18 protein-coding genes are annotated in these 25,658 nt (G+C 35.3%); 10 read left to right on the plus strand and 8 right to left on the minus strand.

The window, feature by feature from the left end; all coding sequences use genetic code 11:
- The first annotated feature begins 178 nt into the window (after nt 1-178).
- Entirely contained in the window at nt 179-2,575 is a 2,397-nt protein-coding gene (locus KKG99_16195; protein MBU1014540.1) for an ABC transporter permease, read from the plus strand.
- Here the strand turns inward: KKG99_16195 and KKG99_16200 are convergent.
- Entirely contained in the window at nt 2,572-3,921 is a 1,350-nt protein-coding gene (locus tag KKG99_16200) for a GHKL domain-containing protein (protein MBU1014541.1), read from the minus strand. The two genes, KKG99_16195 and KKG99_16200, sit on opposite strands and share 4 nt — an antisense overlap.
- Nucleotides 3,911-5,284, minus strand: a complete 1,374-nt coding sequence (locus KKG99_16205) for a sigma-54 dependent transcriptional regulator (GenBank protein ID MBU1014542.1) — start codon at nt 5,282-5,284, stop codon at nt 3,911-3,913. The genes KKG99_16200 and KKG99_16205 overlap by 11 nt, the downstream gene beginning before the upstream one ends.
- Before the next feature lie 187 nt (nt 5,285-5,471).
- Here KKG99_16205 and KKG99_16210 point away from each other — a divergent pair, with 187 nt between their 5' ends.
- From KKG99_16210 to KKG99_16225, 4 genes are all read left to right on the plus strand, one after another.
- A complete protein-coding gene (locus tag KKG99_16210) occupies nt 5,472-7,814 on the plus strand; it encodes an ABC transporter permease (protein MBU1014543.1) in 2,343 nt (780 codons plus the stop codon).
- A 33-nt stretch (nt 7,815-7,847) separates the two neighbouring features.
- Nucleotides 7,848-10,235: an ABC transporter permease gene (locus KKG99_16215; protein ID MBU1014544.1), complete on the plus strand. Its 2,388-nt coding sequence runs from the start codon at nt 7,848-7,850 to the stop codon at nt 10,233-10,235.
- 143 nt (nt 10,236-10,378) lie between these two features.
- Entirely contained in the window at nt 10,379-10,828 is a 450-nt protein-coding gene (locus KKG99_16220; GenBank protein MBU1014545.1) for a nuclear transport factor 2 family protein, read from the plus strand.
- Nucleotides 10,829-10,847: 19 nt separating this feature from the next.
- A complete protein-coding gene (locus tag KKG99_16225) occupies nt 10,848-11,117 on the plus strand; it encodes a TfoX/Sxy family protein (GenBank protein MBU1014546.1) in 270 nt (89 codons plus the stop codon).
- Between the two features lie 130 nt (nt 11,118-11,247).
- Here the strand turns inward: KKG99_16225 and lnt are convergent, their stop codons facing one another.
- The 6 genes from lnt to KKG99_16255 all read right to left on the minus strand — a co-directional run bounded on the left by lnt (nt 11,248) and on the right by KKG99_16255 (nt 20,746).
- Nucleotides 11,248-12,876, minus strand: coding sequence for an apolipoprotein N-acyltransferase (gene lnt / locus KKG99_16230; GenBank protein ID MBU1014547.1), 1,629 nt, complete (start codon nt 12,874-12,876; stop codon nt 11,248-11,250).
- A 124-nt stretch (nt 12,877-13,000) separates the two neighbouring features.
- Nucleotides 13,001-16,096 carry an N-6 DNA methylase gene (locus tag KKG99_16235; protein ID MBU1014548.1) on the minus strand — a complete coding sequence of 1,032 codons (3,096 nt, stop codon included), beginning with the start codon at nt 16,094-16,096 and terminating at the stop codon, nt 13,001-13,003.
- 314 nt (nt 16,097-16,410) lie between these two features.
- Nucleotides 16,411-17,604 carry a GTPase HflX gene (gene hflX / locus KKG99_16240; protein ID MBU1014549.1) on the minus strand — a complete coding sequence of 398 codons (1,194 nt, stop codon included), beginning with the start codon at nt 17,602-17,604 and terminating at the stop codon, nt 16,411-16,413.
- A 2-nt stretch (nt 17,605-17,606) separates the two neighbouring features.
- Nucleotides 17,607-18,602 carry a tryptophan--tRNA ligase gene (gene trpS, locus KKG99_16245; protein MBU1014550.1) on the minus strand — a complete coding sequence of 332 codons (996 nt, stop codon included), beginning with the start codon at nt 18,600-18,602 and terminating at the stop codon, nt 17,607-17,609.
- Nucleotides 18,603-18,669: 67 nt separating this feature from the next.
- On the minus strand, nt 18,670-20,223 hold the full coding sequence (locus KKG99_16250) for an Rne/Rng family ribonuclease (protein MBU1014551.1): 1,554 nt from the start codon (nt 20,221-20,223) through the stop codon (nt 18,670-18,672).
- Nucleotides 20,224-20,461: 238 nt separating this feature from the next.
- Nucleotides 20,462-20,746, minus strand: a complete 285-nt coding sequence (locus KKG99_16255; GenBank protein MBU1014552.1) for an integration host factor subunit beta — start codon at nt 20,744-20,746, stop codon at nt 20,462-20,464.
- 131 nt (nt 20,747-20,877) lie between these two features.
- Here KKG99_16255 and mutY point away from each other — a divergent pair, with 131 nt between their 5' ends.
- From mutY to KKG99_16280, 5 genes are all read left to right on the plus strand, one after another.
- Entirely contained in the window at nt 20,878-21,948 is a 1,071-nt protein-coding gene (gene mutY, locus KKG99_16260; protein MBU1014553.1) for an A/G-specific adenine glycosylase, read from the plus strand.
- 108 nt (nt 21,949-22,056) lie between these two features.
- Nucleotides 22,057-22,470 carry a single-stranded DNA-binding protein gene (gene ssb, locus KKG99_16265; protein MBU1014554.1) on the plus strand — a complete coding sequence of 138 codons (414 nt, stop codon included), beginning with the start codon at nt 22,057-22,059 and terminating at the stop codon, nt 22,468-22,470.
- Nucleotides 22,471-22,696: 226 nt separating this feature from the next.
- A complete protein-coding gene (gene gldE / locus KKG99_16270; protein MBU1014555.1) occupies nt 22,697-23,998 on the plus strand; it encodes a gliding motility-associated protein GldE in 1,302 nt (433 codons plus the stop codon).
- A 5-nt stretch (nt 23,999-24,003) separates the two neighbouring features.
- Nucleotides 24,004-24,612 (plus strand): gliding motility lipoprotein GldD, encoded by a 609-nt coding sequence (gldD, locus tag KKG99_16275; protein MBU1014556.1) that lies wholly within the window; start codon nt 24,004-24,006, stop codon nt 24,610-24,612.
- 136 nt (nt 24,613-24,748) lie between these two features.
- Nucleotides 24,749-25,657: a magnesium transporter CorA family protein gene (locus KKG99_16280; protein MBU1014557.1), complete on the plus strand. Its 909-nt coding sequence runs from the start codon at nt 24,749-24,751 to the stop codon at nt 25,655-25,657.
- The last annotated feature ends 1 nt before the right edge of the window (nt 25,658 follow it).

Here is a 25,658-nt window from a genome sequence, read left to right on the forward strand (position 1 = left end):
TTTACATGTTAAAGGTATAAAATAATCTGTCGGAAAAACAAACACAAGTGTTGGAATATCCAACAAAAAATATTGAGTTTATAAATGCAAATATCAGAAAGACAGCAACTAATGAATTTGGCATGGGTATTGGGTAGTTATTTTACAAATAAAATCAGACAAAAACAGAACACATATTATGATAAGTAACTATTTAAAAACCGCTTTTAGAAACTTGCTTCGTAATAAAGTATTTTCTTCAATTAATATTTTTGGACTTGCAATTGGCATGGCAGCGTGCTTGCTTATCATGCTTTGGATACAAAATGAATTGACCTTTGATATATTTCATAAAAGCAAGGATAAAATGTATCGCATCATGACTTATGGTAAAGATCAGGTTTCTTCTACAGTACCAGCGCCCCTGGGGATGCAGGTTGCCAAAACGATGCCCGAAATTGAAAAAGCTACCTTATTTGAGGGCATTAGTGATTTGATGTTTCAGTATGGCGATAAAGGCTTTTATCAGGATGGTGGCATTTTAGCAGATAGCTCATTTTTCAATTTTTTCGATTTTGAATTTATTGAAGGAAGTTCCAAGCACGTATTCTCAAGTGGCAATGAAATTGTAATTAATGAAGAGATTGCCCATAAATTGTTTGGGGATGAACAGGCACTGAACAAAGTTATTGAGATTGGGGGAGAGGAGCAAGTGAAAGTGGTAGGAGTTATTAAAAAAGTGCCTGATAATTCTTCGATCATTTTTAAATATATGGTTCCTTTTGATTACTCGAATTTGAATAGGGGTAGTTATAGCTGGGGCCGTTTTATGTTTGCTACTTTTATACAGTTAAATGAACAGGCCAATATTGATTCGGTTGCAGTTCGTTTAACAAGATTAGCTACCGAAGCAAAATGCCCCCAGGTATTGCAATATGGATTTGCATTTAAAATCCAGGAGTTTTCAAAAGTTCATTTAGATGGTTCGAGAGAGGGTGGCAACGATTGGTCTTATTACAATCTTACCGATCGTAAATATGTGATTGCATTTAGCGTGATAGCGCTGTTTATCCTCATCAATGCATGTTTTAATTATATTAACTTATCAACGGTTAGAAGCGAAAGAAGGTCGAAAGAAGTGGGTATTCGTAAAGTTATCGGTGCTCATTTTCAAAATCTGTTCAAGCAATTTATTGGTGAATCATTGTTGGTTAGTTTTATCTCAACGGTATTGGCTTTAATTTTACTTGAGTTAGCGCGATCAATTTTTAGTGATTTAACCAGCAAACTCCTGATCATTGAATACACTAGTTTTAATTTTATTGGAAGTGTTCTTTTTCTTTTCATTGTTACCGGACTATTTGCAGGCAGTTATCCGGCGCTAATGATGTCCTCATTTAGTCCGATGAGTATTTTACGAAAATCCTCAGCAAAAAGAGGATCCGGAGTGTTCCGAAATATACTTGTCATCATTCAGTTTTTTGTTGCTTCAGTCCTGATTATCGGATCGGTCATTATCATGAGGCAGTTGCATTTTATCGAGAAAAAAGATATTGGGTTTAGCCCCGAAAATATTGTGATTATCCCGATGAAAGAGAATCTTGCTAATAACTATAAGTTTATAAAGTCGAACCTTTTGCTGGATCCAAACATCGTTTCTGTTACAGCTTCCGATTATTTGTGGGCCACTAATGAGAATAGCTGTGCGGGCTGCTTTTCATGGGATGGTTTTGATTGGGATAACCCCATTAATTTCCATTTGCCTGAGGTCGATTTTGATTACTTCAAAACCCTCGGCATCAAGGTTTTGGAGGGAAGGGATTTTTCGAGCACTATTTCATCCGATTCTACCTTGGCATTTATGGTGAATGAAACAGCTGCAAAATTAATTGGGAAAGAAAGCCCGGTTGGAATGTCGGCAAAATTTGGATATTCTGCTGCCGGCCTTAAAAGTGTTCAGATTATTGGGGTATTTCCGGATTTTAATTATGGATCATTAGAAAGAAAAATTGAAGCCCAAGCGGTTAGGATACTAAGTAATCCGGAAGAAATTGGCCGAAATGGGGTGATGCTTGTTAGAATTAATGATGCTAATGTTGATGCCGCCATAAAAGTGCTTGAGAAAGAATGGAATGCAGTAAATCATCTGATCCCGTTTGAGTATCATTTTTTGACTCAAATTTATGATGAGCTCTATAAAAACGATCAGGATATGGCTCGATTGGTAATTTATTTTACCCTGTTTTCTATCCTCATAGCTTGCCTTGGAATACTTGGGATGACGATATTCGTTACCGAAAGAAAAACAAAAGAAATTGGAATTAGAAAAGTAAACGGAGCCAGCCTTAGTCAATTGATTTGGGCCATCATTGGGCGATTTATGATATGGATTACGATTGCATTTTTTATTGCGGTTCCGGTTAGTTACCTGCTTATGGAAGAAGTTTTAAAAAGATACTCGTATCGGATAAGCATCGGGATTCAGGATTATCTATTTGCAATTTTAATTGTGGTTTTGGTTAGTTTAAGCTCAAGTATTTATCAGGCTTACAAAGCAGCAACTTCAAATCCGGTTGATGCTTTGCAGGTTGATTAAAATGATAAGGTAAAGATTGTTTCAACATGAGGGGTGGATTTAACAGAAATATTCCCACCATGCATCCGCATAATTTGGCGTGAAAGGCTCAGCCCTATTCCTGAGCCTTTTTCTTTGGTTGTGAAAAATGGCACAAAAATATCATTTATAATATTTGAAGAAATCCCAACACCATTGTCTTTTACCTGAATGCAAACTTTTCCCATGGTGCTGAAAGCTGTTATTGAAAGCTGTGGTTTTTCAGTATTTTCGAGTGCCTGTATACTGTTTTTTGTCAGGTTGATCAGGATTTGATCTATCAGATTTGGATCGGCATTAATAGTTAAAGAATCTTCTGCTTTGAATTCATATGCAATATTGTTTTTGATCAATTCGGGTTTCCATAATTGTTCTGCATTCTGCAAAAGTTCATTCACATTTACAACTTCAATTTTCGGTTGTGGAATTTTGGTAAGTTTACGGTATTCGGTCACAAAATCAAATAAACCATCGCTTCGGTTTTGGATCGTTTTTACGCTTCGGATCACATCACGAATTTGTTCGGTGCTTAAATCTCCAATATTCACACTGTTTTCATCTTTGCCTAAAATCATCAAAATGGTTTCGGTAAGTGATGAAATTGGGGTTACAGAATTCATGATTTCATGATTTAAGATTCTGATTAGTCTTATCCATGCTTCAGCTTCCTTTTGTTCAATTTCGCCTTTAATATCCTGAAAGGAAATAATGGTGTGATTTTCTTCCAATAACACGCTGTTACTTACATTCAGCGATAGCTGTTTTTTGCTTTCTCCCAATTCAATTAGTTTCTTTCCACCGGAGATTAATTTATCTACTTCTGACGTAAAGGCAAAAATCTTGACTTCAAGCTGATTCCATCTCCTGGTCTTTTTAACTCCAAGTATATTCTCGGCAGCCGAATTCATCAAAATAAGCTCATTCTTTCCATTTAATGCAATTAACCCCACATTAATTTGTTCAACGATTAACGTCAAAAATTGAAGTTGTAATTCCTTTTCAATTTTGATTTCTTTAAAAGAGTCGATAATTTCGTTAAAAGCCTGATGTAAATCACCGATATATGATTTTTTATGTTGAGTTGAATAATAAACCGAAAAATCGGAATATTTGATCGACATCAGGAACTTAGCCAGTTCCCGATTGGTACGAGTAACGTAAATAATCAGATTTGAGACCAGAAAAACAAAAATACTTATCCCAACTGTAAAAGTAAAAACCAACTGGCTTCGTTCTAAAATAAAATAGAACACGGAGAGAAACCCAAGTACAATCAGAATACCAAATATCCTGATCACCACACCGAAAATAAATTTTTTAGAGACCATATTTTTCAAGTCTTCGGTAAAGTGCCGTACGGGCTATTCCCAAATCTTTGGCCGCCTTTGTTATATTACCTTTATTTTTACTAATTGCTTTTAAAATATGCCTCTTTTCCATTTCTTTCAAATTCAGGGTATCTTCTGTTTTCCCCTGAATTTTCGCATTTGAAAAGTCACTTGCGAAATCGTGAAAATTTAATTTAATCCCATCGCTCAATATTACTGCTCTTTCAATCAGATGCCCCAATTCACGTATGTTTCCGGGCCAACTGTATTTCGATAAAAGGTTGATGATGTTTTGAGAAACCTGAAGTTTTGGTTTGTTATATTTTTTGGTAAATTTTTTAAAAAAGAAGTTTAGCAAAAGGGGAATATCTCCGATACGTTCACGCAGTGGTGGAACGTTAATTTCAACAATATTTATTCGGTATAATAAATCTTCACGAAATTCGCCTTTTTGAACCATTTCATACAAAGGCATATTGGTAGCACAAATCAGCCGGAAATCAACCTGGATTTCCTTACCAGAGCCAATTCGATTTACTCTTCTGTTTTGCAATACGCTTAAAAGCTTAGCTTGTAAAGGAAGACTTAGATTGCCTATTTCATCCAAAAAAATTGTTCCATGATGAGCCAATTCGAAGCGGCCGGCTTTATCAACATGCGCATCAGTAAATGATCCCTTTATATGCCCGAAGAGTTCACTCTCAAAAAGATTTTCATGAATGGCCCCCAGATCTACCGGAATGAAAACTTCGTTTCTCCGATTAGATTGTTTATGAATTTCTCGGGCGATAAGTTCCTTACCTGTTCCGTTTTCTCCCAAAATTAAAACATCGGCTTCGGTGATTGCTACTTTTTCAATGAGAGTAAATACCTTTTGAATTGCCAATGAATTTCCAACAAATTCCTTAAAATGCTGATTGATTTCCGAGTCAAGTGTTTCATTTGTATTTCTAAGTTTTTCAACTTCAAGTTTGGATTTTCGCAGTTGAAGTGCTGCTAAAATGCATCCTAGCAATTTATCATTTTTCCATGGTTTTACCAGAAAGTCAAAAGAACCAATTTTCATTGCCTGAACGGCTATATCAACTCCACCATAAGCCGTAATAAAAACTACAACTGCTGCTGGATTGATTGAAAGAATTCGGTTCAGCCAATATATTCCTTCTTCTCCATCATTTTTCCCTTTCGTGAAATTCATGTCCAGCAAAATCACATCAAAATCAATAATTTCCATTAATTCGGGGATCTTATCCGGGCGTTGTTCCACCCGAACTTCTGTGAACAATTGTTTCAGGAAAATCTGGGCACTTACCAATACATCCAGATCATCATCAATAATTAATATGCTTGCTTCCGTTTTCAAAACCGATCAAATTTTGTTTTAACTTCCAACATCAAACTTCAAATGTACTAAAACCCGACATAAGTTGTACTAAAAACAGACACTTAATTTACATATTTCTTCTTTTACTAACATTGTAAATATCTGATAATAAACAAAAAAAAATTAGTGGCACAGGCTTTGAGTTACTAAAATAAACGATGATGTTATGGTTAGGAATTTATTAAAAATCACCATCCGGAATTTTAAACGCCAATTCGGGTTTTCGATGCTCAATATTCTTGGATTGACCATAGGAATGGCAAGTTTCATTATGATATACTTATGGATCTCCGATGAGTTGAGTTATGAAAGTGCCTATAGCAAAGCTGATCGGATTTATGTGGTTCATAAGGAATATCAGGTGGCTGGTCAGTCTCAATTTAACCCTTCAACTCCGGCCCCCTTGGCACCTCGATTAAAGAATGATTTTGCCGAAATTGAAAGTTCAATTCGAATCGCCAGAATGAGTGTAACCGTTGAGTATAAAGGTGAAACATATACTAATCAACGTTTATGTGCCTCAGATCCTGATTATATCAACCTGTTTGATTTAGAATTTATTAATGGCGATCGAAACAAAGTATTTGATGAGCCGCATGCTGTAATCATAGCTCAAAAAATTGCCGATCGCTATTTTAAGGGAGAAAATCCTTTGGGGAAAGTTTTGAAAATTAATGATCGAAAAAGCTTAACTGTTACCGGTGTTTATAAAGATCCTCCTGAAAAATCAACAATTAAGTACGAATTAGTTGGGCGTTTCGATTTTTTAATTGAAAATGGTGAGAACAGGGATGATTGGGGAAATCATCGATTTCGTACCATGATTTTAGTTAATTCTGAAGTCGATATGCAAGCCTTGGATCGAAAAATGAGTGATTTGATTCAGGCGCAAATTCCCGATGAAAAGATTGCAATAAAAACACTGGCATTGGATAAGTTAAGGCTTTATACTATTGATGGTAAGAATCAACGAATACAATACGTTCATTTATTCATGGCCATCGCCATCTTTATCATTTTCATAGCATGTATCAATTTTATGAATTTATCTACAGCCAAAGCTGCCAGAAGAAGCAAAGAAATTGGTTTAAGAAAAGTAGTTGGCAGCAGCCGGAATATGTTAATCCTTCAGTTTATTACAGAGTCGGTTTTATTTGCGGCAATATCTGCTTTGTTGGCCATGATGCTGGTTGAGTTGTTCAGGCCTGTATTTAACCAAATTACTGTTAAGCAGATCAGCATTGATTATCAAGACATCAGGGTCTATCTGAAATTAATAAGTCTGGTCTTATTTACCGGATTTTTATCAGGCAGTTATCCGGCTTTTTTTATGTCATCGTTTAAGCCTGTACTGGCCATAAAAAATGCAATTCATTTGGGTGTGAAAGGTATTCTTTTCAGAAAAATTTTGGTTATCATCCAATTTACGATTTCTATCTTTTTAATCATTTCTACGTTTTTTATCTTTTTTCAAATCAGGAGCATTCAGCAAAAGGATCTGGGATTTGACAAAAAAAATGTAATTGCATTCGATGCAGAAGGACGAATAAGTACAAATTATCAGGCATTTAAAAATGAATTATTGAGCAATAAGGGAATTGTAAATGTAACGAGGGCAACCCAATTACCCAACGATATTGAAAATATATTCAGGAATGTAACCTGGGAGGATATGCAGCAACCGGAGGGATCGACTTTTGGCGCAGGTACCATCGATTATGACTATTTCGAAACCATGAAAATGGATATTGTTGAAGGGCGAAGTTTTTCGAAAGAATATGGCAGAGATTCGGTAAATGTAATATTTAACCAAACAGCCATTAAACTGATGGGTTATGAAAACCCCATTGGCAGAAGTTTTTCCTTTGATGATACAAACCCCGGAAAAATAGTTGGAGTTGTGAAGGATTTTCATTCACGCCCTTTAACTGAGAAGATTGAACCTGTAATGTTCATTCTTTATCCTGCTTGGTGTAATTTAGTTTTTGTACGTCTGGAAGATAGTCATGTGGAAAAGGCCCTTAAACATATTGAGAAAATTTATAAAGATTTTGCACCGCAACATCCTTTTAATTATACCTTTTTGGATCAAAGCATCAAAGAGCAATATCAATCAGAACAAAATATTGGAAAACTTTCCGCAATTTTTTCCTTGATCGCAGTCATTATCTCTTGTTTGGGTTTATATGGGCTGGCGGCATATACCGCCGATCAGAAGAAAAAAGAAATAGGCATTAGAAAGGTGTTCGGGGCGGATATAATTGGTATCATCTATAAATTATCAACATCTTTTGCAATTTGGGTTATGATTGCTAATGTAATCGCATGGCCAATCGCTTGGCTAGTTATGGATAATTGGTTGCAAAATTTCGCCTATCGCATCGATTTGTATTGGTGGGTATTTGTTTTGTCGGGAATACTTGCTTTATTCATTGCTATTATAACCGTGGGTTTACAGGTTTATCGTGCAGCAATTTGTAATCCCATCGATTCAATTAAATATGAATAAGAAAATATTTAAAAATCTTTAAGATAACATAATATGTTCAAAAATAATTTAAAAATTGCCTTTCGTCTTTTTATGTATAATAAAGGCTATTCGCTTCTCAATATTTTTGGCTTATCCATTGGAATAGCGGTAAGCATTGTAGGGTTCTTATATGTTTTTAGCGAATTTAGTCATGACCGCTTCAATAAAAATGCGGACAGGATTCACAGGATTGCAGTAGAAGCTTTAATTGGAACAAGCGAAATACACATGGCACAAACCTCAGCGGCCTACGCAGATGCATTATATAATGACTTCCCTGAAATCGATAAGATAACCCGTATAAAAGATAATGAGTTTACCTTTGAATATCAGGATAAAAAATTTGTTGAAAATAATGTTTTTGTGGTGGACTCTACCTTTTTCGACATTTTTACGATTCCTGTTATACAAGGTAAAACATCAAATTTGTTGAATGAACCATATATGGCAGTACTAACAAAAAGTGCAGCAGAAAGATATTTTGGGGATAATAATCCTGTAAATCAGATAATACGGGAAGGGGAAACTAATTTTAAGGTTATTGCTGTTGTTGAGGATGTCCCTAAAAACTCGCACTTCCATTTTGATATTGCTGTTTCAATAGTCAGTTTTGACAGGTATTATGTTAATCCACATTGGTTTAATAACAATGTCAGGACGTATATTATGCTTCATAAGAATGTGGATTATAAAAAGGTTGAAGCAAGGTTTCCTGAATTTGTCAATAATTACTTATACAACGGTAGATATAGTGCTAATACCGCAAAAGGAAATAAATGGGAACTTTATCTGCAGCCCCTCACGTCCATTCACCTAAACTCTGACTTACGTGGCGAATTCGAAGCAAATGGCCGTAAAGAATATATCTATATTTTCTTAATAGTTACCGTTTTCATTTTGCTTATAGCTTGTATAAACTTTATTAATTTGTCGACGGCAAAAGCAACAAAGAGAGCCAAAGAAGTGGGGGTGTGTAAAGTTTTGGGGGCAGAAAAAAAACAACTGATCCGGCAATTTTTATTGGAGTCGGTGTTTTTTTCTTTTATTTCATTAATAATTGCCATGATGCTTGTTGAATTGTTCAAACCATTTTTGAATCAATTGATAAATAAATCCCTGATCATTGATTATACAGATCCAATATTTATCATGGTACTAATTGGCCTCATCCTTTTTACAGGTTTATTGGGTGGAGCTTATCCTGCTGTTGTTATGTCTTCATTCCGCCCCATTGTTGTATTAAAGGGCAACTCCCAAAGAGGGGGGAAATTCTTATGGTTAAGAAATGTTTTGGTCATTTTTCAATTTTTAATTTCGGTGGTTGTGATTATTGGCACATTGGTTATTTCTATCCAGCTTAATTTTATGCAAAACAAAAACTTGGGCTTTGATAAAGAAAAGGTGATTGTTATTAAAAATGTCAATACAATTGGAGGTTCAATCCAGGCAATAAAAAATGAAATCGAAAATCTTTCATTTGTCCAGCATGTTGCTTATTCCGACCGTTTGCCCGGAAGAACATTAGCTGGCAGGGGATTTAGGGTGGAAGGCGAAAAAGATGGGTTTGCCATAAATGCATTATTTACAGATGAAAATCTTGCTGATGTATTAAAGCTTAAACTCAGCAAGGGCAGGTTTTTTTCGAATGAGTATGGAACGGATACGATGGCCATCGTAATAAATAAAGAAACTGAAAAGTTGTTGGGTTTTGAAGATCCTTTGGGTAAGCGGCTTATTATGGAAGGCCCAACGTTATCTTATTTTCATATTATTGGTGTTGTTGAAAATTTCCATTATGAATCAAAACATCAGAAAATTCATCCGATGGCTTTTATGGCTATAGGTGCGCCCTTAAGTGAACGGGGTTATTATTTGTCTGTTCGCGTTGTTTCGGATAATTATACGAAAATGATTGCTGAATTATCTAACATTTGGGAAAATTATTCTCCGGGCGTTTCCATTGATTATACCTTTTTGGACGAGCAATATGATTCACTTTATAAAAATGAAATGCAAACGAAAAAGTTGTTTCTGGCATTTTCGTTCCTTACAATCTTTATAGCCTGTCTTGGTTTATTGGGTTTGGCATCGTACATGATCCAACAAAAGACCAGGGAAATAGGAATACGGAAAACATTTGGGGCCTCAGCAACCACCATCATCTGGTTGTTATCAAAAGGATTTGCAAAATGGATTATTATTGCCAATATAATTGCATGGCCATTGGCTTGGTATTTATTCGATAATTGGTTGAACAATTTTGCAGAGCGATGTCCGCTTTCTTGGTGGTATTTTGCATTGGCTACCATTATTTCATTATTAATAGCTTGGATTACGATTGCTTATCAAACTATTAAAGCATCAAAAGCAAACCCGATAGATGAATTAAGACATGAATAATCGCCTGTTCAAATCTGAACATTGATGTTCAGCCGTGTGCGCTATTGTCCAATCAAAAAACCACTTAATATTCAGATTATCAGTATTTGAACCCACATGGCATGATCTTGGATATTTATAATCAACCTAAAAATATTTATATCATGAAAAAGATAACCCTAATTTTCTTTGCACTAATGTTGGGTGTGATTATTTCAGCCAAGGCGCAAACAGCTACTGATACAACCGCAATTAAAGAAACCGTAATGAATTATATCGAAGGTTTCTATACTGCAGATGCTGCCCGTATGGAAAAAGCATTGTATTATGATTTAGCGAAAAGATATGTGACTCCTGAAAGAGATGGGAGAAACGGCGTGCAACATATGAGCGCCATGTTGCTTTATCAGGTTACTAAGATGCAAAAAGACAATACTGCTGAGCATGGCAAACTGAAATGTGATATTGTTATTAGTGAGATTTATGGACATGTTGCCATAGTGAGGGCAGAAACCGACTTTTTTACTTTTGTTGATTTTATACAATTGGGCAAAATAAACGGGGAGTGGAAAATTATAAATGTGATTTGGGAAAGAAAACCGATAAAAGAGTAATTCACTAAAATTTAATGATATGAAAAACTTATCTCAATTACCAAACATCGAAAAACCTTTGGAAGAAAAATTAATCCTGTTGGGTATTAACTCTCCAAGTGACCTTACTTATTTAGGAAGCAAAGAAGCTTACCTTCGTTTGAGATTGATTTTTCCGAATGATTCGCCTATCAACATTTTATATGCACTTGAAGGCGCAATTCGTGGAATTGGCTTGACCCAGCTAAGAGCAGATATCAAAGCTGATTTAAAAAGGTTCTATCGCTTATTCGTGAAACTCAATGTTTAAAAGCGAAGTGAATTGGACATTGAAAGTTGAACAGCTGCTTGCCGAAATGAAGTACAGGCAGGAATCCCGAAACGCTACGCTATCGGGATCAGTTCGATATGGCAATTTCAGTACACTTTCGTTTCTGAAATTACGATCTCACTGATTTAAGTGATTTTTTTCTGTTCTTCAATGCCATTGAAATAGTTATCAGTATAAAAAATGCAGTGATCAGTGAAGAAATCCTTGCCAGATAATCACCATTTTTTACGTAGAATGTTAACTCTTTATTCAGATTAATCTTTTGCCTGATCACAGCAGGTTCCCAATACGCTGTTTGCTGGCTCACATCCCCACGTTGATTTATAAATGCCGAAATACCTGTATTGGCCGAACGTGCTATCGATCTTCGGTTTTCAATCGCCCTGATTTTTGCATAAGCAAAATGTTGTCGGTGACCGGCAGTATTCCCCCACCAACCATCGTTGGTGATGATGAAAATAACCTGGGCACCATTCCTTACAAATTGTGAAGTAAACTCACCATAAATTGATTCGTAACAAATGGTAGTAGCAGTTTTAACGGAATCTTTAGTTACAAAATTTTTACGCAAATCGTCGGTGGCAAGGGTGCCGATTGTTCCTCCAAGGTCGATGGCAAATTTTTCGAGTGGTCGTAAAATGCGCCACGAAGGCATCATTTCAACTCCTGGCGTAAGTTTCGATTTATGATATAATTGATAATCTTCGGATGCATTTAAAAAAATGCCGGTATTAAATGCAAAATAGTAACCGCTGCCATTTGCAAATTTCCTTGCAGCCTGTTTTAATGTATCATTCCCGGTGACTAGTTTAAAGGTAGAAGCCCCGACAACCATATAGGTATCCGGATAATCCTGTAAATAACTTTTCAGCTTTCGGATAGTAGAATAATATTCCAGATTATGTTCGAAAATAAGTTCCTGATTTGCGGATTCGGGGAATACCATAAAATCTACAGCCGAATCCATTTTTGGCCCGGCTATCTTTAACATTCGATTGATTACAATATTCGGATCTAATCCGTATTGTTCACTATAAGGATCCAGGTTTGGCTGAACCACTAACACATCAATCGGATTTTCAGCTTCCGTATAATTACTGTAAATATTTAGTGAAATAATGATCGGTACAATAATGATCAATAAAATAGAAGCCAATTGAACATAGTTTTTTGTCTTCAACTCTTTATTCTCAATATAGTTGACCATAAATCGATAGATCAAAATATTGATTAAAAGAATCCAAAACGTACCTCCCAAAGCTCCAGTATATTCGTACCATTGTATCCACTTGTGCCAGTTGGCGAATCCATTTCCAAGGTTTAACCAGGGATAGGATAAATCCCAATCCAGATGAAAATATTCAAATGCCAACCAATAAAAAAGCAATAAAAAATGACCTTTGTGATATTTATAAAGTATCCGTCTGCTAAAATGATAAGCAGTAAACGGTATCGTCATAAAAAATGAATTCAGGAACAAAGCTCCGATGCCACCTGCCACGGTTGAATTCCAAATCCAGTAATTGGTTAAAAGATTCAGCACAAAAAACGCCAGATAGCTATATAATAAAACATTGTACCTGCTATAATCAGCTCTGTGTTTTGTGAAATAATCTTCTACATAAAGTAACGGTATAAAACCAATAAACAACAAAACAGGGAACCCGTTCAAGGGCCAGCCCAAGGCAATTATAATCCCTGATAAAATGGATAAGGAAAGGAGGTGGATTCTTTTCATGCAATGGAATATTTTATCCAAAGATAAATGTTTTCATTTGAAATTAGCCAATTCGTTGATGTGCTAATTTGAAGATTTGATGATGTGCAAAATTAGGATGGCTTCCCTGTTTAGGGATGCCATCCTAATTTGATTTTTTAATTAGGTGCTTTATAATTTCGTCGTAATGAACATCAATTTCCGCTTGCTTTTCAAAAGTTAATTTTATCGCCGTGCATATTTTAGCAAACTCGATGGTTTCGTTTAGGCCCAGTTCCTTATCTTTCGCATTTTTGATCCAGCGCTGCACAGGCTTATTTTTCCCTACTTCCCATTCCCAGGTTTCTTTGTTTATTCCCGTAAAATACTGGCTTTCGTTAATGTAAAGTTGTTCTTCGGCTTCCCTAAAATCAATTTCATCCACATTATTATTTCCTTTTCCGTTGAATTTAACAAGCGGTTTTGTAAGTTCTTTTGATGTTAAAAGATGCAGCTCAACCAATGATTTGCCAAGCCCCGAAAGCGTTGTAAAAAGATCGGTGTTCGAGGTGAACGGAATTTTTGGATAATCTATTTGAAGTTGCTCGGCAAAGCCCTCTCTGTATTTGGGGCAATATAATAAAGCGTAGATATAATAAAAAGCTGCTTCGGTTAAATCCTTTTTATCATATTGCTTTTCGATCAATTGCAGAAATTCAGGTTTAATATTGCTCTCTTTACTTGCCCCAAACAAATCCCCTTCTTCCTGATAAATCCAGATAGGAAATACCACACTACTTCCTCCTAGGAAATTTCTATCAGTGATATTATTTGAGATAAAACAACTTGAATATTTTTGATCAGTACTACTTTTCTTTAATACTAAAGCATAATTCCCTCTGTCTAAAAAATTTATCATAACCTTTCTTCTATCAAAATCAATAAATTCTTTATCGTAATAAATAAACTTTAAGGAAAAGGGTTTAAATGAATAATTCTTAATTAAATCAACATTGAATGTTTTAAATCTTAGAATTAAATCACTCACAGAAAAGTCTCTATTATCCTCAATTTGAAAAGCCTCTTTCTTTAGATCTATTGGTAAATTAGAATTTAAAAATGATTTAAGCCTATTAATTAATGATTGCTTTTTGTCATCAAGAACAAAATGATCTCTATGTGTGGTAACACCAGTTGAATTGATATTCATTATTTCATCCACTGCCCAAAAAGAATTATACAATTCAGCTTCATTAAAGGTTTTCTTTTCAAAGAAAAAATAATTGGGATCAATATTTAATTTTTCTAAGGTGGTGTTGGTGATATTATGCTGTTCCAAGAACTCATATTTGCTGTTCCGGTCGCCAAACAACTCGGCATAAAACAGGTCGGCAAATTCGTTGTCCTTTTTCTTTCCGGTTTTTATGGCAATTAAAATAGCCGTGCCAACCCTGATATCAAAAACATTTTGATCTTTACTGCCATCAGGTGCTTTTTCATACAATTTACCATGAAGGTTGTAAATATAAATTTTGTCGAACGATTCAAGCAGTTTTTTTCTCAGCCCTTTAAATGCCGAGGTGTTCAGGTAAGTATTTTTTGTAATCAATCCCATCACGCCCTTGCCTACCTGATCAATTTTCCAGTGGCAAAAGCGGATAAATTTAGCATAGTCGTCAGAAAGTAATTGTATGTTTTTTTCGTCCCTTACATCCTCCTTATATAAATCCATGATCCCTTTTATTTCATCTTTTCCTTTTTTGCCGTTCCCATCGATGAAATCAGATTTGTTGTACGAAGCGATGGAATAAGGGGGATTGCCCATGATCGCCAATATGGGTTGGTTTCTTTTAACAAGGGTGGCATTTTTGCTTTCTTCTGACAGGGATGCCATTCCGGGGATTCGCGTTTGTTCCAAATCCTCAATTTCCAAGGTATTGGTCAGGTATAATTTAAAACGGTCAGTGTCATTCATTTTATACCCGTATTCATCGAGGAGGAAAGACATTTTAAGATGTGCGATGGCGTAAGGAGCCATCATTAATTCAAATGCATAAAAGTTTTTGAGGATATGCTCTTTTATAAAGTTTGGCCTGAGGCCCTCACCATATTTTTGGGTAAAATCTTCAATGGCAAATTTCGCAGTTTGGGCCAGGAAAGTTAATGTACCTCCTGCCGGATCAAGAACTGTTACATCTGTATTTGCAAAGCCGTTTTCTTTACCAAAATCAATTTTCAATATTTCGTTTACAGAATGCACGATATAATCGACAACCGGCTGAGGGGTATAATATACGCCCCGCTGTTCTCTTGTTTTCGGGTCGTATTTGTTCAGGAAAGTTTCATAAAAATGAATGATCGGATCTTGTCCTTTTCCCCTTTTATAATAGTCCTGAAGTATTTTTGAAATGTCGGCAGCATTCAAAACAGCAGCAATATCATCAATGATAACCTCCATTTGTTGAGGAAGGCTTCCCAACGAAATAAATTGAAAAACATCTTTTAAAATACCTATTGTTGGAGGGATAAAATTATAGGCAAGTTTTCTATTAAAATTTCCTCCTGTACGGGTTCTTGCCGCAAATAAACCATAAGTAATTGTCTGAGCGTATAAATCGGCAAATTCATCCTTTGTCAACCCTGCAATTAGATATTTATGAAATGCTTCATAAAATCCCAATACCTGATTGCTATTGTTTTCTTCATCTTCTAATTCCTGATTGATAACTTCTTCTTTTAAAAACCTTGTACGCTTTGCCAACTCAATAGCAAGTGTTTCGGCTGAAAAAACTTTTGGTAAAGAGAAACTGAAAAATTTATCGAAAAGATTTAAAAAGGCTTGTTCGTTTTCAGCCGGTGGATGGGTTTTGAGTTTTTTGGCAATAAAAGGCCTTCCAATAAATGTCTTTTCAATTATTTTCCCATCTCGATAAAGTCGGAACTCGTAAAAGTCAGTTAGGATTACATTTGGGAAAGTACCACGATAACGCTTTAATTGTTCGCTTAATTCAATGCGATTCAGATCGGAACCCGGAATTTTAGCTTCAATATATCCTACAATATTTTGTTGTCCGTCCCAAATTCTAAAGTCTGGATTGCCTGCTTCCGTTTTTTTTGGCAGAATTGTGATATGTGTTTTATTCTTCCCGATTGTTTCGGAAAAAGTTTTTACAAGATTCGCAAGGTGGGGATAATAACTTTCTTCTCTTGCATCACCCTGAATAGTTGTGTTTGCTATGTCTTTTAAATATTGTTTTAGCATAAAGTCGTAATTTTTAATTTAAGCCAATACGAGTGCAAAAACATTTTTGCTGTCTCAGCCTATCAAATCGGGGAGACTTAAAGCTTTCATGTGGAAATTTACAAATTATTTTCTTTTGATAAATAAGATTTTAGGAATAATATAAACAGATAAGATTTCTCCGTTGTGAGAAGTCAGGAAACTACTAATAATTTAGATTCCTCTCTTCGTTCGGAATGACAATCATTTTCATTGCCACATTGGCTAAATGACATATTAAATCATTAGCACATCAGCAAATTAGCACACTTGCCTGCGGCAAGCAGGTCTTCAAATTAATATAGGAAGTTATTAAACGGAAACCGCTTTGCATGCATTTCCTTCACTTCTTTATAAATGAGTTCTTTGAATTCTGGATAGTTTTCTTTCTTGGTAGCAGAAATGAACAAACAAGGGGTGTTTATCTTTGCCATCCACGATTTCTGTAATTCTTCCAGATTAATATTTTCTTTAGTGGAAGGGGTCAAGTCATCATCTTCTTTTTCCACAAAAGTGAATGCATCGATCTTATTAAAGATAATCAGGGTTGGTTTATCAACGACCTGAATTTCGGCCAATGTTTGGTTTACGATGTGAATTTGTTCTTCAAAATCAGGGTGCGAAATATCCACGACATGAATCAGAATATCGGCTTCGCGCACTTCATCTAAAGTTGATTTAAACGATTCGACCAAACCATGAGGAAGTTTACGGATAAATCCAACGGTATCGGTAAGCAGAAATGGAAGGTTTTCGATTACAACTTTTCGAACAGTGGTGTCGAGCGTAGCAAATAATTTGTTTTCGGCAAAAACATCCGATTTGCTCAACAAATTCATGATGGTTGATTTGCCAACATTGGTATATCCAACCAAAGCAACTCTGACCAGATTTTCACGATTTTTACGCTGGGTGATTTTTTGCTTATCAATGGAGATCAGCCGTTCTTTTAACAAAGAAATTTTATCGCGTACTATCCGACGGTCGGTTTCAATTTCGGTTTCACCGGGGCCACGCATTCCAATCCCTCCACGCTGACGTTCAAGGTGTGTCCACATTCGGGTTAATCGAGGTAATAAATACTGGTATTGAGCCAGCTCAACTTGTGTGCGTGCATGCGAAGTACGTGCCCGTTTGGCGAAAATATCAAGTATTAAATTGGTGCGATCCAATATTTTGCACTTTAGTTCTTTTTCAATATTTCGGAGTTGAGAGGGGCTAAGTTCATCGTCAAAAACAGCTAAAGAAATTTCATTGGCTTCAATATATTCGGCTATTTCAGCCAATTTACCTGTTCCAACATAGGTTTTCGGATCCGGAAATTCTAAATTCTGAATGAAACGCTTATCGGGAATGCCTCCGGCAGTATCAATTAAAAAAGCCAGTTCTTCAAGGTATTCGCTCAACCTTTCATAACTGGTAACTTTGGTAGCAACACCAACCAGTATGGCCTTTTCAGGTTTTATTTCTGTGCTGAAACTCTTCTGCATATTTAAAAGTTCTTGAAACCAATGATCTCTCGAATTTCTTTGATCGTTTTTGCTGCGCTTTCGCGCGCTTTTCCGGCGCCCATTGTCGCTACTTTTTGCAGGTAAAGGTTATTTGACGAAAGTTCCTTTATCTTTTCATGGAAAGGGGCTGTAAATTTGATCATGTCCTCTGCCAATTGCTTTTTTAAATCGCCATACCTGATTTCACAATTATTATAGGCATTTTCGAAAAAAGTTATGGTATCAGCAGTAGAAACGATATTCATCAAAGAAAATAAATTTTGAATGGCATCAGTTTTTACCTGATTTGGTTTAGTTGGTCCACTATCCGTAACCGCTCGCATTACTTTTTTTCGAATCTCTTTCGGTTCGTCGGCAAAGAAAATTGCATTTCCTTCTCCTTCCGATTTTCCCATTTTACCGGAACCATTCAATCCCGGTATTTTAACCAAAGCTTCCCCAAAATTATAAGCAGTCGGGATGGGGAAATATTCAACATTGTACATGCGGTTGAACCTTCGGGCAAAGGTTCGCATCATTTCCAAATTTTGCTCCTGGTCCTTACCAACAGGCACTTTCGAGGCTTTATGAATGATTACATCGGCAGCCATTAAGGTTGGATAAGTTAATAATCCGGCATTTATGTTATCGGGCTGCTGTCTTACTTTTTCCTTGAAAGAAGTTACCCTTTCAAGTTCGCCAACATAGGCATTCATGTTTAAAAGTAAATACAATTCAATAACCTCGGGAACATCACTCTGGATATAGAGGGTCGACTTTTCAGGATCAAGCCCCAAAGCAAGGTACTCTACCAATACTTTCTTTACATTTCCGTGCAAATCGGCAGGGGTAGGGTGTGTGGTTAATGAATGATAATCGGCAATGAAGAAATAACAATTGTTTTCTTCCTGCATCCGTAAAAAATTTTTAACGGCACCAAAGTAATTTCCCAAATGTAAATTACCCGTAGGCCGTATTCCGCTCACTACTGTTTCCATGCTTGCAAAATTAAAAAAATTGCGATTGCAATAATTGAATATTAAAAGGAAATAATGTTAATCGGTTTTACATCTTAATTTCTTCGCCCTGATCATTAAAGAAATGATATTCTAAAAAGGAATAAGATGGCATTGGTTGCATCGAGATTCGTTTCTTATACTTCCAATTCCACTTTCTTTTGGTCGATATCAAACCTTTATTCAAATAGGCGTGTATGAAAGGATGTAAAGTAATCTTTAAGCTTTTTTCATTCTGATCGTGCAATAAGTATCGGATGTTATTTTCAATTTCATCAATAATGATGATACTCGGTTTGATTTCGCCACTACCAGCACAAACAGGGCATTTTTCAAGAATATCGATATTCATCTCAGGCCGAACTCTTTGACGGGTGATTTGAACCAATCCAAATTTACTGGGAGGTAAAATGGTATGCTTGGCATGATCTTTCTCCATCTCATCTTTGAGCTTTTGATATAAGGTGCGACGATTTTTGCCATCATGCAGATCAATAAAATCAATAACGATGATCCCGCCCATATCGCGTAATCTCAACTGACGGGCAATTTCTACTGCCGATTCCAGATTAACTTCAAGTGCATTTATTTCCTGACTGTTCTCTTTCTTGACCCGATGTCCGCTGTTCACATCAATAACATGAAGTGCTTCGGTATGTTCAATAATCAGGTAAACACCACTTTTAATGGTAACGGTTTTGCCAAACGAACTTTTAATTTGCTTGTCAATGCCCATTTGTTCGAAAATCGGCTTAGGCCCTTTGAAAAGCTTTACAATTTCGATTTTATCCGGAGCGATTGTACGGATATAACTCTTTATATCTTCGAAAAGGGTAGCATCGTTTATATAAATATTGTTGAAAGATTCGTTCATCAAATCCCTCAACAGTACAGAGGTACGATCAATTTCGCTGATAATTTTTTTAGGAGCCTTTGCCCCAACTATTTTTCTTGTCAGCAGGTCCCATTTTTCAACTAAATTCCGCAAGTCTGTATCTAATTCGGCAACCTTTTTATTCTCGGCAACGGTACGAATGATTACACCAAAGTTTTTTGGTTTAATACTTTGGATGAGTCGTTTTAACCGATTGCGCTCTTCTACACTCTTTATTTTTTGCGAAATCGAGATTCTGTTTGAGAAAGGAACCAAAACTAAAAAACGTCCTGCAAACGAAATTTCAGAAGAAATCCGGGGACCTTTTGTTGAAATCGGCTCTTTGGCTATTTGAATGAGTACCTGTTGGTTTGAAGCCAGTACTTGTGTGATTTTGCCTGTTTTTTCAATATCAGCTTCCAATTCCAACTGATCCATCCTTGGCAAATTCTCTGCAGTACTTGCCAAGCCGGCTTTGGTATATTTAATTAAACTTAGTACCTGAGGCCCTAAATCTAAATAATGTAAAAATGCATCTTTTTCGTATCCAACATCAACGAAAGCAGCGTTAAGCCCGGGCATGATTTTTTTGACCCTTCCCAAATATACATCTCCAACAGAATAATTATTATTATTCCTTTCTTTGTGCAATTCGACAAGGAATTTATCCTCCAACAACGCAATCTCAACCTCCGAAGAACTTGAATTAATTATTAATTCCTTATTCACTTTAAGAATATTTAAAATTTAGATCAATCAATGATAATATCAAAGATTGTTTAAGTGAGGAATAGCTTTTCAGGTGTAAATAATAATCACATGAGTCCGGTAAAACCCATGTGATTAGAAAAAATATTGGTCTATTTCTTTTTGTGTCGGTTTTTCCTTAAACGTTTTTTTCGTTTGTGGGTCGACATTTTATGTCTTTTTCTTTTTTTCCCGCTTGGCATAATAAATATTATTAGAATTATTTAACAATTGTTTTTACCTGATTAACAAATGTTTTTGCTGGTTTGAAAGAAGGAATATTATGCGCTGGGATAATAATAGTAGTATTCTTTGAAATATTTCGACCAGTTTTTTCAGCTCTTCTTTTAATTGTAAAGCTACCAAAACCTCTTAAGTAAACATTTTCGCCTTTTACCATTGAATCCTTAACTGCCTCCATAAAAGCTTCAACTGTTGCCTGAACTGCAACTTTTTCAATACCTGTTTTATTAGCAATTTCTGCTACGATTTCTGCTTTTGTCATGTCAAATTAGTTTTTAATGATTTGATATTAAATTTATTAATTCGGGCAGCAAAGATAAACTTTTTTTAAATTAATATAAAACTTTAATAAATATTTTATTTCTAATCTTCTCTATATAAATTTGTTCACTTATGACTACAAAGATAGGACAAGATTTAATAGCATGGTATAAAAAGAATAAAAGAGATCTTCCATGGAGAAATACCAACGATCCATATTTGATTTGGGTTTCTGAAATCATTTTGCAACAAACCCGTGTTGATCAAGGTTTGTCGTATTATTTAAGGTTTGTAGAGCGGTTTCCTTCGATCGAAGATTTAGCAAATGCCAGTGAGAATGAAGTATTAAAGTATTGGCAGGGTTTGGGTTATTATTCGAGAGCCAGAAATATGCATGCTTCTGCCAGGCAAATCTGTGAATTGTTTAAAGGGAAATTCCCTGTTAATTATGATCAAATTAAATCACTGAAAGGTGTGGGACCATATACTGCCGCTGCAATTGCTTCTATTGCTTTTAATCTGCCACACGCTGTTATTGATGGAAACGTGAACCGAGTAATTAGCAGGTTGTTCGGAATAGAAATACCCGTTAATACAAATAAAGGTCAGGAACTGGTAGAAGAAAAGTTAAATACAATTTTTGTGAGAAATGATCCTGCAAATTTTAATCAGGCCATCATGGAATTGGGGGCAATGATTTGTAAGCCTTCGTCACCTGAATGCAATAAGTGTGTCCTAAATATTAATTGTGTTGCTTTTCAACAAAATAGGGTTAATGAATTTCCTGTAAAAATCAAGCTTAAATCACCGAAACTGTTGTATCTGTTTTATTTTATCTTAAAATATCAAAACTATTCACAACAATTTGTTTATCTAAACAAGAGAGGGGAGAATGCAATTTGGAAAAATTTGTACGATTTTCCCGGATTACAATTTAATTTCAAAAGAGAAACGAACGAGGTCGTTACGGAATTTAAAAAAAAATATTTTCTGAAAAATTTTGCCCTGGATCCTGAAAAAATTATCGGCCCCATTAAACACCAACTGACACATAAAAGTATTAGGGCATTTTTTATAGAATTTAATATTGACAAGCATTCCGTAAATAATTTTAATGATGAATTAATTGCCGTTACAGTTGAAGAATTGCAAAAATATCCGGTTTCAAAGCTTATGGAGAACTATATTAAGGCACATTTATAACCGATATTTGGAACAATAAAATGCGACAAATTTCAAGATTGTGGATAAAAGATAAAATATAAAAGCGATATTTAATCGTAACTTTGTTTAACTAAAAAAATTTTAATCATGGCAGGAATTAATAAAGTTATTCTAATTGGAAATCTGGGCAAGGATCCGGAAACTTTTACTTTTGAAAATGGTGTAAAAAAGGTTAGTTTTTCATTAGCCACAACCGAGAGTTACAAAGACAAAGAAGGCAATAAGGTTGATCAAACCGAATGGCATAACGTTGTTGTTTGGAGAGGTTTAGCCGATGTTGCCGAGAAGTATTTATCAAAAGGGAATCAGGTTTATATTGAGGGAAAAATAAAAACCCGTGCCTGGGATGATAAAGATGGTGTTAAGAGATATACCACTGAAATCTACGCCGATAATATGACCATGCTCGGCGGTAAAAGGGATGATTCTCAAACGGAAAGGCCAACTCAAAAAGCTCCTGAAGTTGACATTCCCGAGCCCGAGGATGATTTGCCGTTCTAGGAAGCCAATTCCACGGAAATCAAATATTACCTTTACAAAGACTCTGTTTTAAACAACGAACCCTAAATGGCTTGTCAAGGCATTTAGGGTTTAGTTCTTTACTTGTTTTATGTCGCAAATTATACGAATTCATGCATTTTGCAGAGGTGTATTTTTTTATACCTTTGCTATCGTGTCAAAAGCGTAATTTGAGTTGGCATCAAAACTGGTTTTTTATTACATATTGATGATAATTCTTAGTTCACTCTTAAATCCATTCACGATAAACGCATTTATCAGTCTGTTGATAATGATTATTTTATTGTTTTTTTCAGCCATGATTTCCGGATCCGAAATCGCGTACTTTTCATTAGACCCGGCTCACATGAAAGAGCTTAAGCAAAGCAGTGGTGCCAAAGTTGATTTGGTTTTATCTTTATTGGATATGCCCAAACGACTTCTGGCTACAATTTTAATTGCCAATAATTTCGTTAATGTATCAATTGTAATACTATCAACCTATGTGGTGAGCCAGTTATTTAATTTAATTGACTATCCGGTTCTTGCCTTCATCATTCAAGCTGTAGTTATTACTACACTGATTTTGGTTTTTGGAGAAATAATGCCAAAGATTTTTGCAACGCAAAGATCGATTTGGTTTTGCTTTGCAATGGCAAAACCCTTAAAAAATTTGATTAGTATTTTTCACCCGCTTAGTACACTTTTAATAAAATCCACTTCGATTATTGACAGAAGAATTTCAGGCAAAGGACACCAATTATCAAGAAGCGAACTTTCGGATGCAATTGAAATAACTACCGACGATGATCAAGGAGATAAAGAGCGCAAAATCTTACATGGGATTGTTCGTTTCGGGGATATTGATGTAAAAGAAATTATGAAATCCCGAACAGATATAACTGCAGTTGATCGTCAAATAAAATTTGATGAATTGTTGATGATAATACTTGATTCAGGATATTCCAGATTACCCGTTTATAATTTATCTTTCGATAATATTGAAGGGATTTTATATATCAAGGATTTACTTCTTTATTTAGATGAACCCGCAAATTTTGAGTGGCAAAAACTTATAAAACCTGCATATTTCATTCCTGAGAACAAAAAAATCAACGATCTTTTAAAGGAATTTCAACTAAAAAAGGTCCATTTGGCAGTTGTGGTAGATGAATATGGAGGTACTTCGGGAATAGTGACATTGGAAGATGTTCTGGAGGAAATCGTAGGGGATATCAGCGATGAGTTTGATATATCTGAAGATGAGCCATCGTTTGATAAAATCGATGATCACACCTACCTTTTTGAAGGCAAAACAACACTGATTGATTTTTGTAGGATTATTGAGGAAGATGAAAATGTTTTTGATGAAGTTAAAGGGGACAATGATTCTTTGGCTGGCCTCATTCTAGAACTCACCGGTGAAATACCGATTGTTGATCAAAGTGTAAGGTTTAAAAAGTTTAATTTCATCGTTATTGATGTCGATCATAGAAGGATCAAGCAGATAAAAGTTATTATTGATAAATAGTGAACATGAAACAACCGATCCGAATTATTTTATACTTATTAGTTTTATCATTAACTGTCGTTGGGTTATTTTCATGTAGTTCAGATCAAATGCCTAAACCAAGAGGTTATTTCAGAATTGATCTTCCTAAAAAATCTTATCAGACCCTTGATAGTACATTTCCTTTTACCTTTGAGTATCCCAAATATGTTACGATAAAACCCGATTTACTTTCTCCTGATAAACCATATTGGATAAATCTTGACTTTCCACAATTTAACGGAAGCTTACATTTGAGCTATAAAATAGTGGACACAAATTTGGTTCAGTATGTCGAAGATACACATGCAATGGCTTATAAACATATTTCAAAAGCTTCAAGTATCGACAATCGGTTAATTTTTAATCAGTACGACAGTGTGTACGGTTTAATTTTTGAGATTAACGGTTTAAATGCAGCTTCACCGTATCAGTTTTTTGTAACAGATAGTATTCACCATTTTTTGAGGGGAGCCTTATATTTTAATGTTGAACCCAACAACGATTCACTTGCTCCGGTAATTAATTTTATTAAAGAAGATATTGAGCATTTGATTACCAGCTTTAAATGGAAAAGTATATCTGGTGTAAAATAAGAATACCTTGGATTATCCTTCCAATTTTTATTTTAACATTTAATTTTTAGAATTAATTTGTGTACTTTTGAGCTACAAAAAAACAATCACGGGAATGTAAAAATTTGTTTATCAATATCTTTAAAAAGGAGGGAAGATGATTGAAACCATCAAAATAGGCACATTAAAATGGCATCACATTCTTAATCCTACGGATGATAATCTGAAGTATTTAAAAGATAATTTCTATTTTCACCCCTTAGATATTGAAGACTGCAGAACCGGTAATCAACGATCTAAAATCGATATCTACGACGATTATTATTTCATGATTTTGCATTTTCCCACCTATGATAAAAATGGAACTTTTCTGCATACTAAAGAAGTAAAGATATTTTGGGGCGAAGACTATATTATTACTTTGGGTCAATCGCATTGGGTCGTTGACGATTTGTTTCAGGAGGCAAAAGCCAAAAAAGAACAAAATGAAGATATTGAAGTTGGAACTAGTGATGCCCTGTTGTATAAGGTACTTGAGAAATTGATGACCGAATCATTGATGATTATCCGAAGAGTTGGAAACGAACTCGATTATATCAGTCAGGAATTGTTTAGTAAAAAAGCCGAGAAAACTATCGGGCACATTTCGGTAACACGTAAAAATATCATTTTGTTAAATACAATTTTTAAACCTCAGTTAAGGGTTTTTCACAAGTTTGAAACAGGCTCTATTGAAGGATTTGCCGAAAATATGGAAGATTATTGGGGCAATATCCTCGATTATTATCAACGAATGTGGGATATGACCGAAGATTATGAAGAGTTGATTGATGGTCTTTCTAAAACTTTTGATTCGTTACAGGCTAACAAAATAAATGAAATCATGAAAGTGCTCACCATGGTTTCATCCATATTACTGCCACTTACATTTATCACCGGCCTGTATGGGATGAATCTTGGGTTGCCATTCCAAAATGAACCCAATTCTTTTTGGATTGTAATATTGGCTATGGCGATAATAGCCGTGACCATGATCTCATATTTCAAAAGAAGAAAGTGGATGTAGC

The organism is Bacteroidota bacterium (assembly GCA_018816945.1).
Classification (GTDB): domain Bacteria; phylum Bacteroidota; class Bacteroidia; order Bacteroidales.

What these genes read in the sequence shown, in the direction of transcription:
- KKG99_16195 (MBU1014540.1), top strand. Translation starts at nt 179, where the DNA reads ATGATAAGTAACTATTTAAAAACCGCTTTTAGAAACTTGCTTCGTAAT.
- KKG99_16200 (MBU1014541.1), bottom strand. Translation starts at nt 3,921, where the DNA reads ATGGTCTCTAAAAAATTTATTTTCGGTGTGGTGATCAGGATATTTGGT.
- KKG99_16210 (MBU1014543.1), top strand. Translation starts at nt 5,472, where the DNA reads ATGGTTAGGAATTTATTAAAAATCACCATCCGGAATTTTAAACGCCAA.
- KKG99_16215 (MBU1014544.1), top strand. Translation starts at nt 7,848, where the DNA reads ATGTTCAAAAATAATTTAAAAATTGCCTTTCGTCTTTTTATGTATAAT.
- KKG99_16220 (MBU1014545.1), top strand. Translation starts at nt 10,379, where the DNA reads ATGAAAAAGATAACCCTAATTTTCTTTGCACTAATGTTGGGTGTGATT.
- KKG99_16225 (MBU1014546.1), top strand. Translation starts at nt 10,848, where the DNA reads ATGAAAAACTTATCTCAATTACCAAACATCGAAAAACCTTTGGAAGAA.
- lnt (MBU1014547.1), bottom strand. Translation starts at nt 12,876, where the DNA reads ATGAAAAGAATCCACCTCCTTTCCTTATCCATTTTATCAGGGATTATA.
- KKG99_16235 (MBU1014548.1), bottom strand. Translation starts at nt 16,096, where the DNA reads ATGCTAAAACAATATTTAAAAGACATAGCAAACACAACTATTCAGGGT.
- hflX (MBU1014549.1), bottom strand. Translation starts at nt 17,604, where the DNA reads ATGCAGAAGAGTTTCAGCACAGAAATAAAACCTGAAAAGGCCATACTG.
- trpS (MBU1014550.1), bottom strand. Translation starts at nt 18,602, where the DNA reads ATGGAAACAGTAGTGAGCGGAATACGGCCTACGGGTAATTTACATTTG.
- KKG99_16255 (MBU1014552.1), bottom strand. Translation starts at nt 20,746, where the DNA reads ATGACAAAAGCAGAAATCGTAGCAGAAATTGCTAATAAAACAGGTATT.
- mutY (MBU1014553.1), top strand. Translation starts at nt 20,878, where the DNA reads ATGACTACAAAGATAGGACAAGATTTAATAGCATGGTATAAAAAGAAT.
- ssb (MBU1014554.1), top strand. Translation starts at nt 22,057, where the DNA reads ATGGCAGGAATTAATAAAGTTATTCTAATTGGAAATCTGGGCAAGGAT.
- gldE (MBU1014555.1), top strand. Translation starts at nt 22,697, where the DNA reads ATGATAATTCTTAGTTCACTCTTAAATCCATTCACGATAAACGCATTT.
- gldD (MBU1014556.1), top strand. Translation starts at nt 24,004, where the DNA reads ATGAAACAACCGATCCGAATTATTTTATACTTATTAGTTTTATCATTA.
- KKG99_16280 (MBU1014557.1), top strand. Translation starts at nt 24,749, where the DNA reads ATGATTGAAACCATCAAAATAGGCACATTAAAATGGCATCACATTCTT.